This window comes from Exiguobacterium sp. s21, assembly GCF_018617975.1.
GTDB lineage: Bacteria > Bacillota > Bacilli > Exiguobacteriales > Exiguobacteriaceae > Exiguobacterium > Exiguobacterium mexicanum_A.
The window spans coordinates 21,106-35,799 of sequence record NZ_JACSLF010000007.1; the positions used below are offsets into that span (position 1 = coordinate 21,106).

Sequence of the window (14,694 nt, forward strand, 5' to 3'; positions counted from 1 at the left end):
CCTTTTCATTATGCTGCTTGTTTGACTGCTTCTTTTTTCGCTTGGCGTTTCGCGAGCACGAACGTCAATCCGAAGGCAACCGCGAAGGCGATAGCCATACCGATGATATACGAGACGATTGACGCTGGTGCGATTGAGATGATCCCTGGAAGACCTGCCGCACCGAGGGCAACGGCGAGGACTTCACGTCCGACGATGAACGCCGAGGCGACGCCTGAACCGATGATGGCCGCGATGAACGGATAACGAAGTTTCAAGTTGACCCCGAACATTGCCGGTTCCGTGATGCCGAGGAGTGCCGAGATCCCAGATGCTGAAGCGACACCTTTCATCTTTTGGTCACGTGTCAAGAAGAAGACAGCGAGTGTGGCCGCACCTTGCGCGACGTTCGACATGGCTGCGATTGGGAAGATGAATGATCCACCCGTACGTGCGATATCGGCAAGAAGCTGTGTCTCGATGGCGATGAAACTGTGGTGCATCCCTGTGATGACGATCGGTGCGTACAAGAGACCCATGACGAGACCGCCGAAGAAGCCGAGTGAGTCGTACGTCCAAACGAGACCGTCGATGATCAAGTTACCCGCTTCGCGTGTGATCGGTCCGACGAAGGCGAACGTGACGAACGCCGTAATGAGGAGCGAGAGGAGCGGTGTGAGCAAGATATCGAGTGATGCTGGCATGAATTTGCGAATATTGATTTCAAGTTTCGACAAGATATAAGCGGATACGAGGACCGGTAACACTTGTCCTTGGTAACCGAGTTTCTCGATTTCAAAGCCGAGAATGTTCCAAACCGGAATATCACCGACCGTTGCTTGCGCATAGGCGTTGACGAGATCCGGGTGAACCATGATCATCCCGAGCGCGGCGCCGAGGTACGGATTACCCCCAAACCGCTTGGCGGCGGAGAACCCGATCAAGACGGGCAGGATGACGAAGGCGGCGTTCGCGAACGTGTTGATCATCGCGGCGAGATCGGCGATGCCTGGGTACTGATCGATGAGTGAGCTTCCTTCGAAGAACAAATCAGGTGCCGTGAGCAAGTTGTTGATCCCCATCAAGAGACCGCCGGCGACGATGGCCGGGATGATTGGGACGAAGATATCAGACAACATTTTGACGAACTGTTGGAGCGGGTTGCCTTTCTTCGCGCCGGCCGACTTGACGTCGCTTGTCGACATATCGCCGAGGCCTGTCAATTCAGCGAACTCAGCGTACACCTTGTTAACCGTACCTGCACCGATGATGATTTGATACTGGCCACCGGTCGAGAACGTTCCTTTGACGACGTCGAGGGCGTCAAGTTTCTTCTCGTCGACTTTCGATTCGTCGTTCAAGACGAGGCGGAGCCGGGTCGCACAGTGGGCCGCGGCGGCGACGTTGTCTTTCCCGCCGAGAGCCTCTAAAATCGCTTCTGCTTCTTGTCTGTAGTTCATGCTGGTTTCCCTCCTAGCGTTTCAAGTACGCGTTGTTGTGTTGGTATGGCTGGAATCGCGCCGTATGCCGTGCACGTCAATGCGCCGGTCACGTTCGCGTATTCAATATCCTTTAGTAAACGGTCGTCATCGATGCCTAGAGTCGCTAAGCGATACAAGTAGGCGCCGACAAAGGCATCACCCGCTCCCGTCGAATCGACGCTTTCAATTTTCACTGAAGCGATGACGTCTTTGACGTCTTTCGTCGCAATCAGCGTCCCGCGCGAGCCGAGTGTGATGGCGATTCGTTTCGCACCCGTTTCGAGAAGCGACGCGATCGCTTCGTCTAAATCGTCAAGCCCGGTCAATAAATGCGCTTCCTCCTCGCTCAACTTGACGAAGTCTGCTTCGGCGATGAAGTGGAGCGAATCTTGTTTGAACGCCTCGAGGTCGGTCACAAGCGCGTCACGGTAGTTCGGATCGAACGAGACGAACAGGCCGTCACGCTTGGCGAACTGGAGCAGTTTGAAATAAGCGTTCTTTAACTCACCGTCGAGGAGTGCCGTCGCCGATCCGAAATGGACGATGTCCCCAGGCTTGAAGGCCGACAAATCAATCGACTCGAACGCATAATCGCCGTCGCTACCGCGGCGGAACGTGAAGTCCCGTTCCCCGTCTTCTTGAATCGACACGAACGCGAACGTCGTGTCACCTTCCTCAACTAGATTCTCGACGCCGACGCCGTTGTCGACGAGCGTCTGTTTTAAAAATCGTCCGAACGGGTCTGCCCCGACTTGACCGAGGAAACTCGAATTTCCTCCGTGTTTACTGACGACTGCCGCGACGTTTGCCGGTGCGCCCCCTGCTTTCTTTACGAATGTCGTCCCGTTGACGAGGTCGCTCGATGCGTCCTCGCAAACCCAATCAATCAATAGTTCACCAATGCAATGTACGGTGTTCATCCGTCCACCTCCATGTCTGAATGTCGTGCTTCGTATCACTTATCGAACCGGTTCCAAAAATGAATAAAAAAATGTTGCGGAACCGGTTCCGCAACACAAATGTAATCGATTTAATTTAAAATGTCAACGCTTTCTCGCAGTTTTAATTCAAAAGTTGTGAACGTTTTCATTGGGATGGTTTCGCCTGTTAACAATTGGAGAATCATGTCAGCCGCACGAGACCCTGTCCGACGGTATGGAAGATGCACCGTCGTGATCGCTGGATGGAGCACTTCGGTGAAATCATAGCCGCCGAATCCGCTCACCGAGATATCCACCGGCACCGATTTTCCACCATTGGCGAGCCCTTTCAAGACACCGAAGGCGATGTTGTCGGTCGCACAGACGATGAGCGTCGCGTCATCGGTCGCCTCGGCAATCCGTTCCCCAATCGGGATCGCGTCGTCAATTTTGAACGTCGTCGTATACGTCGTTACGTTCGCGCCTGCTTCTTTGAACGCATGCAGAAAACCGTCACGCCGCGCCTGTCCGACGGCGATGTCGTATGGACCGACACCGACATATAGGACGTCACGGTGACCCCATTCCATGAACTGCTTACCGAGGGCGAACGCCGCATCGTAGTCGGGATAGACGAGGCTATGGACCTGTTCATGCTCTTGACCGATCAATAGGACCGGAATTTGGATATCGTTGATCGCCTTCAAGTGCCGCGGCGTCACGGTCGTCCCGAGCCAGATGATGCCGGCCACTTTCTGTTTTGCCAAGTTATATAATTGCTCGATCTCGCGTTCGGTCTGTTGGGCCGTGTTGACGACGAGCATTTGATAACCGCGCTCGGTCAACCGCTCGTCGATGCCCATCATCGTACGCGAAGCCGCATAGGAATCAAGACGAGGGACGATGACACCAATCATTTTCGTCTGTTTCGACTTTAAGCTTTGCGCAAACTGGTTCGGTTCATAGTTCGTCTCTTGAATGACCCGCTCGATTTTCTCGCGTGTCGCTTGTCCGACCGACCCCCCGTTCAAATAACGAGAGACGGTACTTTTGGCGACCCCGGCCAGTTTGGCGATGTCGTTGATTGTCACTTGTTTCATCGGTAAAACCTCCATACGAAAAAACTGACGCGTCAGACGCCGTCAGTTCAGTGGTTGATTACATATCGCTTTTTAAAGTTTAAATAGTAAAGGCCGTTCCGTTTCTCGAAGCCGTTCTTCTCAAGGACACGGCGTACCGCTTCCTGATGTGGACTCGTCGGCGGGATGCCGGCGCGGACGGTATGTCCTTCTCTTAAGTCGGATTGTTCGAGCGCGAGGCGCAAGCCTTCTGTCGCATAGCCATTGCCCTTGAAGGCGTCGAACACCATCAAATCGAGCTGATAGACGCGAGCGAGTTTCAAGAGCAACACTTTTCCGACGATTTGCCCGTCAACGAGGAGATCATAATAGAAGTCCTCCCCATAACTATGCTCATCGGCCGAGTATACCTGCTCTGCCCCCATCTCGACAAAGATGCCTTTTAACTCTTCGGCTGAGATGCCGTAAGAACTTTGACCATATTTTTTAAAATGCTCATATTCGATCTCATCAATCTGACGAATAGGTTGACGCACGATTTCCATCCCGTGCCCTCCTTAACAGTTATCTCATAGTCTTTCCAAACTCATTATATACGAACGGCGGCGTGAAGCGCAAAAGATAACCGAAATCAGACCGGTTCAATGTGAATATGGACCGAATCGACAGCATGATGTTCGTCGAGCTCCCGTTCGATGTCATCACACAAATCGTGCGCCTCCTCGACGGTGAGACTTCCTTCAACGGCAATCGTCACATCGAGCATGACATGGTTACCGAGGTGACGTCCTTTGATTTCACGCACTTCCTTGACGGCATCGAAATGCTGAATCGTCTCTTCGTAGGAATCGACGAGATCCGGCGGGAATCCGTCAGAGAGCTGATGTGTCGCATCGAGAAAGATTTGAATCGCGGTCCGAATGATCATTCCCGCAATCAAGACGGCGAGAACCGTATCCATCCAAGGCAATTTAAAGTAAGCGAAGAGAACGCCGAGCGTAGCCCCGATCGAGATCATGGCATCGGCCAAATTATCTTTCGCGGCCGCTTTCAAGGCGAGCGACCGGGTTTTCTTGGCCAAGTTCGAATTGTACACATACACGCCGAACATGACAAGTGCACTTAAGAACGCGACGACAGCAGCAAGCGGGTTCGGTTCGACGTATTCACCACCGATTAGAGTGGCGATGCTGTTCAATAGAACGAACACCCCGACGGCGACCATGATCAGCGATGCGACGAGCGCGGCGAGTGTCTCCATTTTGGCGTGACCGTATTTATGTTCGGCGTCTCGGGGCAGTGCGGCGATGCGAATGCCGATATAGACGGCGATTGATGCGATGATGTCGGTCGTATTATTGAATCCGTCGGCGAGGACGGCCTCCGAATTGTACACCAAACCGAAGACGACTTTTAATACAGATAAGACCAAATACATCGTGATCGATAAAATGGCGCCTTTAAGCGCTTTTGGTGGATGAGTTGTCGACTGCATCCGACCACCTCCTTTTTAGCTAAGTCAGTATACCAGTTGAGATTCATGTGGGCATAGAGAAACAGTGTTTCCCACAGCCAATAAAAATGGAATATATTCCCGGTGGTTTCGTTGTTCGAAAATTATGGTAAAGTAAATGGGAAGAGACAACAGGGTTATCCCCATAAAAGAGGTGAAACAAATGTTTACGGAACGTGATGGAATCAAGCTTCGGTTGGAACAAATTGACAGATTGCTCGCTGATTTGAACCGAGAAGCAAAACAATTGATGGCTCGTCTACGCGAACTCGACGCAAGCGGTGAAAACCCGCATGAGGTCACCCTCAAGCCGGAAGATCGTGACACGCTCAAATCGTCAATCGACGAAACGCTCGAGGCGCTCCAGAGCCGCTCGAAACGCCCGATTAACCCGAACGACGAGAAGAAGAAAGAACTTGCCTCCCACAAGGCACTCATCGACGAGTTATCGGATTTACTCAGCAAGAAAAAATGAGACGCTTCTGCGTCTCATTTTTTCAGTAAGGAGAAACTATGACTTATATCGTTACAACTTGTTTACGCCCGACTGAGGCAACCATCGAACGGGCCGAGGCCCATGCGGCGACTTATGGCGCCCATTTCGTCACCCGTCGCAAACATTCCATCGACACGTTAAAACAACGTCACCATGCCGGCGTGCTCGTATTTGATAAACGTCGCGTCGAATACACCCCTCTCGCCGGAGATGAACCGTTCTTTTTCCACCCATCGAGCTCGGTGTTCCGTGTGAAGCAGCTTGCGCGTGGCGGGAACGATCCGCTCGTCGATGCCGCCGCAATCAAACCGGGTGACCGGGTCCTCGACTGTACGCTCGGGCTCGGCTCCGACAGTATCGTCCTCAGTCATGCCGTCGGTCCGTCGGGTCGCGCCGTCGGGATCGAGAGCGAATTTGTCACAGCGATGCTCGTCAAGGAAGGGCTAACCGTTTGGGAAGAAAAAGAGCCCGCCGTCAATGAGGCGATGCGTCGGCTCGAGGTCGTTTGGACGGATGCCCTCACCTATTTGAAGACATGCCCGGACGATTCATTCGATGTCGTCTACTTCGACCCAATGTTCGAAAAGACGATTTCAGAATCGGTTCACTTGAACCCATTACGATCCCTCGCCAACACGAATCCGCTGTCTCTTGAACTCATGATGGAGGCCCGTCGTGTTGCATCCAGACGAATTGTCCTAAAGGCTCACTTTGAGAGTGCGACGTTTGAAACGTTTGGTTTTAAAAAGATTGTTCGTAAAACATCCAAATTTCATTACGGCATCATCGATGTAGAGACTTGACCCCTTAGGTCTTTAGGACCATTCGGGACGAAAGTCTCTTTTTTAAATTATTATTTTCTGAATATTGACATTAATCAGACACAAGTTTAACGTTGGATTCAAGCTCACACAATATCCCATTATTTTCACAGGAGGTTAGTACAAATGAAAAAACGTTCCATCCGTCGTACGACGCTCGCCGTCGCATTGACATCGGTCATGAGCGTCAGTGCGATCCCGGCCGTCGGTGCCGCTCCACTCGCCGCCTCACCGTTGCCAACCCCAAGCTCGACCGCTCCATTCGATCACAACATCATCGATGAGGATCGGCTCGCTAAAGCGCTCGAGAAACGAGGCGTCATCAAAAAAGGGCTTTCGGCCACCGAGCGCCAAAAAGCCGTCGATGCCTATATCGAGAAGAAACAAGGCGGTGCGAAAGACGTCCATAAGCACGACGATAAGTTAGACAAAAAAGCAGCCAAAGCAAAAGAGAAGATACATAACCAATTCGAGAAAGAATCGAAACGTCTCCTCGACAAAGCGAAAAAAGGACAAGCGAACTATCGCAAAGGCAAGCCGAACGGTCAAGTCAAAGTCGACCCGGCCAAACAGGCAGGCTATAACGGCGCCGTCCGTGAAGACAAAGTCCTCGTTCTTCTCGTCGAGTACAGCGACTTCAAACATAACAACGTCGTTCAAGAAGAAGGTTATCTCTATAGCGACAACTTTAGTAAAGAACACTACGAGCAATACATGTTCGGCGACGAATCGTTCGAACTGTTCAACGGTGAGAAAGTCCAAACGTTCAAACAGTACTATGAGGAACAGTCGGGCGGCAGTTACACCGTCGACGGCACTGTCTCAGACTGGTTGACCGTCCCGGGCACAGCGAAAGATTACGGCGGTGACAATCCGGCCGGCGGGAATGACAACATCGGGCCAGGTCCGCGTCAACTCGTTAAAGACACGTTGAACGCGGCAGTCGCGTCAGGATTAAACCTTGCAGATTACGATGAATACGATCTCTATGACCTCGATGGTGACGGCGACTTCAATGAGCCGGACGGCTTGGTCGACCACTTGATGATCATCCATGCTGGTACTGGCCAAGAAGCTGGGGGCGGTGTCCTCGGTGATGACGCAGTCTGGTCACACCGTTGGGTCGTCGGCAACAGTCCTTACCGCGTAGCCGGAACGACAGCAGACGTCCCGTACTGGGGCGGTCAAATGGCGGCATTCGATTACACGATTCAACCGGAAGACGGCGCAGTCGGCGTCTTCGCTCACGAATACGGTCACGACCTCGGTCTTCCAGATGAGTACGATACACAGTACACAGGTCAAGGCGAACCGGTCCAATCATGGTCAATCATGAGCGGCGGCAGCTGGGCTGGTAAAGTGGCGGGTACAGAGCCAACGAGCTTTTCGCCACAAAACAAAGAGTACTTCCAAAAATTGATGGGCGGCAACTGGGCGAACATCACGGAAGTCGACCTTGAAGACATCACGCAACAAGGTTTTGTTTCGAAACTCGATCAATCGGTGACGAAATCAACCAACCCTGGATTGTTGAAAGTGAACCTTCCAGACAAGAAAGTAAAAGGCATCGAACCAGAATACGGCGAGTATTACTACTACTCGACAAAAGGCGATAACTTGCATACTGAACTCTCGACACCGACGGTCAAACTTGGAGCGGACGGTACACTTGCTTTCGATACACGTTACCAAGTCGAGACTGACTACGATTACCTCTATGTCAAAGCACTTAGCGGCGGCAAAGAAGTCGTCCTTGACGTCTACGGCGATGACAACACTGGAAACGGTGCGGAATCGACGAACGGCGCTTGGGTGAACAAATCGTACGACTTGTCACAGTTCGCTGGTCAAGACGTACAAATCGTCTTCGAATACGTGACGGACGGTGGTCTTGCCCTTGAAGGGTTCGCCCTCGACAACTTGTCGATTACGTCAAGCGGACAATCGCTCCTCGCTGACGATGCGGAAGGCGCAGAGAAAGTCACGCTCGACGGCTTCGTCAAGTCGGACGGCTATGACACGAAACCGCACTACTACTACCTCGAATGGCGCAACCATGAAGGGGCTGACACTGGTCTCTTGAACGGCCGTGGCGTCAAGTACAACACAGGTCTCGTTGTCTGGTATGCGGATGATTCGTTCTCAGATAACTGGGTCGGCATCCATCCGGGTGAAGGTTTCCTCGGTGTCGTCGACTCGCACCCTGAGGCACTTATCGGCAATTTGAACGGTCAAGACACAGTCGCTGGCAGCACGCGTTACCAGATCGCAGACGCGGCGTTCAGCTTAGACAAGACGCTCCCTTGGTACATCGATTCACCGAGCCGTGGCATCTATGACTACAAAGCTCAACCAGGCGTGAAACAGTTCAACGACGCCAACACGTACATCAACTCGCTCATCCCAGATGCGGGCCGTAAACTTCCACAATACGGTCTCGTCGTCGACGTCGTCGGCGAAGCGAAAGACAACTCGGCTGGAGCAGTTTGGGTCCGGACGAAGTAAGCTTGATTCAACGCACCCCCGCCCTTCTCACAATGAGGAGGACGGGGGTCTTATTATTCTAAAAAAGCTTGAAATTTCATGACAGACTGTGTAACATACTAGATGTAACCGCCTCTGTAGGTTAGTGGCAGACCTCAGCAATGGTAATGCTGCAGCACGAGTTCGATTCTCGTCGGAGGCATCAATAATACCGCTCAACTAAGCGGTTCATAGCACTTCCTGTTTATAACAGGAGGTGCTTTTCTTTTGCCCGTGCACAGTTTGTGCACAGTAGCCAATTGTCGAATGATTTTTTGTTTGTCGAACGGTTCATGCGTCTCTAGTGGAATGTTCATCCATTAGCGCACCGAACTGATCGGCCGTCTGCTTCTGGAGCGTCATCGTGACGTGCGTATACATGTCCATCGTGACACTAATATCTTTATGGCCCAAACGTTCCTGAACGACCTTCGGATGCTCCCCGAGCTCGAGCAACAGCGTCGCGTGGGTATGACGTAAGTCGTGGATGCGGAACGACTCGGACATCCCTTTGCGGCGCAGGACGCGCTTGTGCCAATGTCGCAGATATGAGCGGTGACGCGGCTTCCCTTCGACCGTCAAGAAGATGAGGTCCTTGAACTGCTCCTCAGGCTCGTTGCGGAGTTGCTTCATGAGGAACATCCACTGCATCTTGTACCATTTGAGTGTCTGGATGAGGTCGCTCGAGATGGTCACGTGGCGGACGCGGTTGTTCTTCGTCCCGCCGAGCGTGTAGCATTTCTCCCTTGTATTGTAGGAAAGTGACCTCCCGACCCGGATGACGCCCTTGTCGAAGTCGATGTCAGCCCATCGGAGCGCCAGAACCTCACTGATCCGCATACCCGTGAAGGCCGCGACCTTGAGTGACGTGTAGTTACCGTAGTTGTGGTCTTCATCCGACAGGGACTTGCATCCTTCCAGATACGAAGACAGCTGCAGCGCGTTGAGTGTTTGAATCTCTTTTTTCTCGGCCCGTACCTGTTTGATGATGCTGACCGGATTCTCCGCAACATACTTGTTTCGGACGGCGTACGAGAACAGCGACGACAGAATACTGCGGTACGTGTTGACTGTCTCTGGTGTCAATCCTTCATCCTGTAGCCCGTTCAAAAAGAGACGTACGTCGCGGGTGTTAATCTCACGGACGACTCTCGAGGCGAACGATTGTAGGATGCGATTCATCCTTGACGTATAACTGTTACGCGTGTTCACGGCGAGCTCGGCCACATGCTCAGAAAGCCATTCCTCAGCGACCATGGAGAACAACATCTCTCTTTCCGACGTCACCTCTTCTTCGAAGTTGCCATCTTTAAAGTTGTTGATCCAGCGCCCGATTTCCGTTTGCAGGTCCCGTTTCGTCTTCGCGGACACCTTCTTTTGAATACGTTTGCCCTGATTGTTATACCCGAGCGTGATGCGCGTCCAATATTTTTTTCGTTTCTCATCATAATGAATGTTCATCATCATCCCCCTACTCTGCCTGTGCATGAGAGTAAGCGATTCAATCCTACCTCACTCACGTCTCCTCTACAATCTTACACCATTTTACAGAACGTTTGTTCCTATTTATTGGCGATTCAAGAAAGGTTTTCCTTCTATATAATGCGGGAATAAAAGTATATGGCGGTCGTCTAGTCAACTAGATAGGAGGGAGTCATGAAGATCGCGGTCATCGGTGGGACCCAAGTGGCGATTCAAGGCACGGCGAAGGAAGTCGAGGAGTTATTGCGCAAGCTGCACGCGGTGACGGTGGAGCAAACGGGCTCGGTCACCAAGTACGTGACGCAGGATAAACGGATACGTGTGGCGAAATAGGCTCTCGACAGAGGGCTTTTTATTATGTACATGGGGGATTTATTATGTGGACCATCATCGACAAACAAATCGTGCCAGCCTCGCTCTGGGGCGAGTATCGGGCAACGCGACAACTGTACGTCTCGTTCGGCAAGACCGACGTCTTCTTAGGAGGACCTGACCACCCATTGGTCGTCATGACGCCACTTGACGAGCATACATACCAATTGACGGCCGTCGACTTCGACCCGGCTCACTTCGACGACATGTGGCATTTGGACCGTGGTAAACAGAAAGGCTCGCTTCGACAATTCCTCGAGGCGAACGGAGTGCTCGGATGACGCGATACAAGAAACCAATGCGTCGGGCGACTGAGAAAGAACTGGCGTGGGTCCGTGACCTTTTGGCAAGCGGACTTGAAACAAACGATTTTATGTTCAGTATTGAGAAGATGTTGAAATGGCGCATCCTGCTACACGTCAAATGCGAAGGTGAAGTCGTCGGCGTGTATCTGAACTTCGTGACGGGGCGGTTTTCGAGACCGTTTGAATTGGAGCAATAAAAAAAGCCCCACTCGATTGAGTGGGGTTTCGTCGTGCTCAGACGCCTTTTGACTTGATGACCTTACCGTCGAGCCCGAGCGTCGTCTTGTCGTCCGGCTGTACCCAAGCGCCCGAGGCCTTGGCATGGCTGAACGTTTGCTTATATCCGCGCTGACCCGTCGCGTCGACCTTGAAGACGTCCATCGGGTTCACGGTGGAATCCGTGCCGGCCTTCCAGATGTTCGACGAGCGGGCCAATGTCGGTGAATACACGGCGTAGTTGATGTCCGTGTCGAGCTCGATGTGCAAGTGAGGAGAACCACCATACTTGCCAGTGGCTCCGTAGTCGGCAATCTTCGCATCTTCCGGCGCAATGACGTCACCCACCTTTACATACATTTTAGCCAAGTGTGCCATGCGGACCACAAGGCGACGGGCGCCTTTCTTCGGTCCGTAATGAACGTCAATCGGGTTCTCGCTGATGGCGATGATGGTGCCGCCCATGAGCGTATCGTTTCCGACGGCGACAATCTTCATCTTAAACGGGGCGTAAACGGCGAGATCTTTGCGTTTCAAGTCGGCCATATCGGTACCGAAATGCTTGAAGCCCATGGCCTTGTGATAGCTGGCGTTCTTGTAACCCGCAGTGATGCGGGCGTTGTTGAGTGGCAGGATGGCTTTCTCGGTCATTTGTCTTCCTCCTTCGTGGCGATGACTTCCTTCTCGGCGAGCTCACTGTCGATGGGAATCTCTCGGCTGACGGGCTTCACCTGTTCATCGAGCGGGGCGACGTCCAGTGCGATACGGTCAATCGTCGGCTCGGGCTTGTCACCTTGCAATTGCGCGAGCACCTCGACCAACTTCTCGGGCATCGGGACGCCGATCAAGGCGCTGTTCTCGGTGACCGACAATGCTTCACGGGCGATGTAGTAATAGATGACGAGCGTGCGGAGTACTGGGTTCGAGTTGTTGAGCATCTCGTCGGCGAGCACGGCGATGATGATGACGCCGAAGACGACACCCTTGCGGATACCGCCCCAGAACATGACGTCCGAGTTGAGGCGCTTGTGCTTCAGCGCGGCTAGGAATCCGGACACGTAGTCGATGACCATGAGGGTGACGAGGAGCTTAAGCGCCACGTCCCATCCCCCGAGCAACGCCGTGACGCTCGTGGCGACGATAGCGACGGCTCCTTCTAATGCTTGTTGTGTACGCATATGCGACCTCCTTGTGTGATGGGGTCACGGGCTGTGTCGTGTGCATAAGTGTGACCCTCCTTGTGTGGGGTGACGGACAACGAAAAAGCGCCCCGAGGGACGCTTCCGGTTATTTCATTTCATCGTTTAATCATCCAATCGTGACGTAGATTAGACGTTAATCCAAGTGGTTCTTTGACAGCCTAACCAAAGTTTCTAAAGCATCCTCGATGTAAGAGTTTACCTCTGAATCTGATTTTGTTGCTTCGTGCCACGTCTCCAGTTTTTCGATTAACTCTACCATCTCTTTTGCTAATGGTTCTCTTTCCACTACTCTAACCTCCGATAGCAAATCAGATTAACGCCTTTACTTTCCCTTGCGTTTCATAGCCCATATTCGAAAACGTGAGGTCGAACGCAACGCTCACATTTGTCGTCCCGTGGGCATGCACAAGGTTGACCGTCCACTTCCCGTTAGTCGTGTCACGGACGATTTGATAGGTTGGCGCCGTCGTGAACGTCCCGTACAATGCAGCCGTGGAAGTTCCGAGGATCTGGAAGTTGTCACGCAAGGTACCTGCAGTATCTCGGATGAAGCTGAACAAGACTTTTTGCGTGACCGCGCCTGAGTCTCCTTCCCCGTCTCGTAAAAAGAGCGTCATCTCGATGCCGATCGTCCGATAGTTCACTTCGGGGTCGACTTCGAACAGCGGTTGTGGGTTTGTGATGGTGTTGGTCACTTTATCTCCCACGACTTTCCGAACCGCGCTCGAGTTGATGCTCATCGCGCTAGGAATTTGTTTGTCAAATCCGGACGCGGTCTTTTTGAGTGGGAAACCGTCATTGTTTTCGAGCACATATGCGCCGTCGCTATACGAAACAGATTCGTTGCCTCCGGTCGGGGGTGTCGTTTCATTGAAAATGATTTTGCCGCCTGTATCGCAAATCATGTTGAACGTTGTTCCTGGATTCGTCATGGCTGCCAATTCGCACGCGTTAAAGATTAACTTTCCGCCCGTCCGGGATCTTAAGTACGCTGTTTCACCAGTCGTCGAACCTGTGATTGCCACGCTTCTGAATCCGTTGACGACGACGCGCGCTGCCCAGACATCGATGACCTCTTTCGAGTTTTCCGTCCCGCATCCATTCATCGTGATATCGGCTCGTTCAATTTTATAGGACTTCCCACTAATGTAATCGGCCCCGCAATTGCTGAAAGATGAATAATATAGGCCGTAGATGTCATACCCGTTCCCGTCCATATAGCTCATGAATGTGTTTTGCATGTCGAGCGTCGTGCCTGTCAGTAGGTTTGAACCATCATTCTTAAAGACGATTCCGTTGACGCCGAAACGCCCGACGACCCTGTTTAATTTCGCTAACCATGAGTCGTGTGTGAAAAAGACGTGTTTGGTGTGATAAACGTGAACGTTGCTTAGTTTCAACAGGCCGGTGCGCGGGGCGTAAATCCCGTAGTCGACCCGGTTCGCTTGTTCGCCTTCAAGATAGAAGTTTTCGAGTTCGACACCCATCGCGTAACTTCCGTTTTCGTGGTCGATCATAAGGATGGCATCCTTATTGTAGTCGTCCGTCCGACTCCCTGCCCGTGCCGTCCGTGTGAACGGGGTTACCGGGAGGGCATTCCCAACTTTGCGGATTGTCGTGCTCTGTTCGGGCGCTTGCCATTGGGCAGACTTGCCTGTGAGTTTATGACCGCTCGAAAGTACGAGGGGACGCGAGATGATATAAACACCTACCGGGAAATACAATGACATATGGTTGTTTAAAGCGTTTTGAATCGCTTCGGTGTCATCCGTCACCCCGTCACCTTGAACCCCTAGTGTTTTGACGTTTATAGCCAGGTCCGTCAATTGTGTTGAAATTCCGTTAAAAAGTTGACGGTCAATCGGCGTACCGAGCTGTACGATTTCACTCGGATTCTCTTGCCACGTCGGAATCAGGTCGAATTGATCTGTCGTCCCAACAACCGGAACCCGTTTGAAACGATATGGGTGTTGGACAACATGATCGTAAAATTCTTGGGTCATAGACTCATCTCCTTCGTATCAATTTCAATTCTGGCATAAGTCGGTCGTCCCGGGCGTTGGACGATGACGGTCGGGCGGTTCAATACCCTTACATTATTCACGTCATAAAACCGGAGTTGGGTGATTCCTGTCGTATTCGCGGGGATATTCACCCATAGGTTCAATTTCGTGCCTGTCACATCGTTTTTGGTGATATCCGCGTTGTATTCATTCCCGTCGATGACATAAGCCGCGCGATGCACTCGTCCGCTCACATAAAGCGCGACGTCTTGCAATAAGGTTGGTTCAAACATGCTTGGCAT

General features: G+C 52.2%; 16 protein-coding genes and 1 tRNA gene. 7 read left to right on the forward strand and 10 right to left on the reverse strand.

Annotation, left to right across the window (positions count from 1 at the left end):
- Nucleotides 1-8 precede the first annotated feature (8 nt).
- The 5 genes from KNP06_RS09350 to KNP06_RS09370 all read right to left on the reverse strand — a co-directional run bounded on the left by KNP06_RS09350 (nucleotide 9) and on the right by KNP06_RS09370 (nucleotide 4,954).
- Entirely contained in the window at nucleotides 9-1,439 is a 1,431-nt protein-coding gene (locus KNP06_RS09350) for a sucrose-specific PTS transporter subunit IIBC (protein ID WP_214788555.1), read from the reverse strand.
- Complete coding sequence (locus KNP06_RS09355; RefSeq protein WP_138859458.1) at nucleotides 1,436-2,380, reverse strand: carbohydrate kinase family protein; 945 nt, start codon at nucleotides 2,378-2,380, stop codon at nucleotides 1,436-1,438. The genes KNP06_RS09350 and KNP06_RS09355 overlap by 4 nt, the downstream gene beginning before the upstream one ends.
- 110 nt (nucleotides 2,381-2,490) lie before the next feature.
- The gene (locus KNP06_RS09360; protein WP_214711045.1) at nucleotides 2,491-3,480 is read right to left on the reverse strand and encodes a LacI family DNA-binding transcriptional regulator; all 990 of its coding nucleotides are present in this window, start codon (nucleotides 3,478-3,480) and stop codon (nucleotides 2,491-2,493) included.
- Nucleotides 3,481-3,527: 47 nt separating this feature from the next.
- Complete coding sequence (locus KNP06_RS09365) at nucleotides 3,528-4,004, reverse strand: GNAT family N-acetyltransferase (RefSeq protein WP_138859460.1); 477 nt, start codon at nucleotides 4,002-4,004, stop codon at nucleotides 3,528-3,530.
- Between the two features lie 86 nt (nucleotides 4,005-4,090).
- Nucleotides 4,091-4,954, reverse strand: a complete 864-nt coding sequence (locus KNP06_RS09370) for a cation diffusion facilitator family transporter (protein ID WP_214788558.1) — start codon at nucleotides 4,952-4,954, stop codon at nucleotides 4,091-4,093.
- A gap of 181 nt (nucleotides 4,955-5,135) precedes the next feature.
- Between KNP06_RS09370 and KNP06_RS09375 the strand changes: the two genes are divergently transcribed.
- The 4 genes from KNP06_RS09375 to KNP06_RS09390 all read left to right on the forward strand — a co-directional run bounded on the left by KNP06_RS09375 (nucleotide 5,136) and on the right by KNP06_RS09390 (nucleotide 8,975).
- Nucleotides 5,136-5,447 (forward strand): hypothetical protein, encoded by a 312-nt coding sequence (locus tag KNP06_RS09375; protein WP_021067357.1) that lies wholly within the window; start codon nucleotides 5,136-5,138, stop codon nucleotides 5,445-5,447.
- Between the two features lie 38 nt (nucleotides 5,448-5,485).
- Nucleotides 5,486-6,271 (forward strand): class I SAM-dependent methyltransferase, encoded by a 786-nt coding sequence (locus KNP06_RS09380; RefSeq protein ID WP_214711043.1) that lies wholly within the window; start codon nucleotides 5,486-5,488, stop codon nucleotides 6,269-6,271.
- A gap of 144 nt (nucleotides 6,272-6,415) precedes the next feature.
- Nucleotides 6,416-8,794: an immune inhibitor A domain-containing protein gene (locus KNP06_RS09385; RefSeq protein WP_214711042.1), complete on the forward strand. Its 2,379-nt coding sequence runs from the start codon at nucleotides 6,416-6,418 to the stop codon at nucleotides 8,792-8,794.
- Nucleotides 8,795-8,904: 110 nt separating this feature from the next.
- Nucleotides 8,905-8,975: transfer RNA gene (locus tag KNP06_RS09390), tRNA-Thr, on the forward strand.
- A 128-nt stretch (nucleotides 8,976-9,103) separates the two neighbouring features.
- On the opposite strand, the gene KNP06_RS09395 is transcribed toward KNP06_RS09390, so the two are convergent.
- The gene (locus KNP06_RS09395) at nucleotides 9,104-10,273 is read right to left on the reverse strand and encodes a tyrosine-type recombinase/integrase (protein ID WP_214788561.1); all 1,170 of its coding nucleotides are present in this window, start codon (nucleotides 10,271-10,273) and stop codon (nucleotides 9,104-9,106) included.
- Between the two features lie 195 nt (nucleotides 10,274-10,468).
- Here KNP06_RS09395 and KNP06_RS09400 point away from each other — a divergent pair, with 195 nt between their 5' ends.
- From KNP06_RS09400 to KNP06_RS09410, 3 genes are read left to right on the forward strand one after another with little or no spacing between them, the layout of a single operon-like run.
- The gene (locus KNP06_RS09400; protein ID WP_214788564.1) at nucleotides 10,469-10,627 is read left to right on the forward strand and encodes a hypothetical protein; all 159 of its coding nucleotides are present in this window, start codon (nucleotides 10,469-10,471) and stop codon (nucleotides 10,625-10,627) included.
- 44 nt (nucleotides 10,628-10,671) lie between these two features.
- Complete coding sequence (locus KNP06_RS09405; RefSeq protein ID WP_214788567.1) at nucleotides 10,672-10,947, forward strand: hypothetical protein; 276 nt, start codon at nucleotides 10,672-10,674, stop codon at nucleotides 10,945-10,947.
- Entirely contained in the window at nucleotides 10,944-11,168 is a 225-nt protein-coding gene (locus KNP06_RS09410) for a hypothetical protein (RefSeq protein WP_214788570.1), read from the forward strand. The genes KNP06_RS09405 and KNP06_RS09410 overlap by 4 nt, the downstream gene beginning before the upstream one ends.
- 37 nt (nucleotides 11,169-11,205) lie before the next feature.
- Here KNP06_RS09410 and KNP06_RS09415 read toward each other — a convergent pair whose 3' ends face one another.
- The 4 genes from KNP06_RS09415 to KNP06_RS09430 form a co-directional block, all read right to left on the reverse strand.
- Complete coding sequence (locus tag KNP06_RS09415; protein WP_214788573.1) at nucleotides 11,206-11,838, reverse strand: M23 family metallopeptidase; 633 nt, start codon at nucleotides 11,836-11,838, stop codon at nucleotides 11,206-11,208.
- Complete coding sequence (locus KNP06_RS09420) at nucleotides 11,835-12,365, reverse strand: phage holin family protein (protein WP_214788575.1); 531 nt, start codon at nucleotides 12,363-12,365, stop codon at nucleotides 11,835-11,837. The genes KNP06_RS09415 and KNP06_RS09420 overlap by 4 nt, the downstream gene beginning before the upstream one ends.
- Nucleotides 12,366-12,697: 332 nt before the next feature.
- Nucleotides 12,698-14,392, reverse strand: a complete 1,695-nt coding sequence (locus KNP06_RS09425; RefSeq protein ID WP_214788578.1) for a glycoside hydrolase family 55 protein — start codon at nucleotides 14,390-14,392, stop codon at nucleotides 12,698-12,700.
- Complete coding sequence (locus KNP06_RS09430) at nucleotides 14,389-14,694, reverse strand: hypothetical protein (RefSeq protein ID WP_214788581.1); 306 nt, start codon at nucleotides 14,692-14,694, stop codon at nucleotides 14,389-14,391. Before KNP06_RS09430 ends, KNP06_RS09425 begins: the two co-directional genes overlap by 4 nt.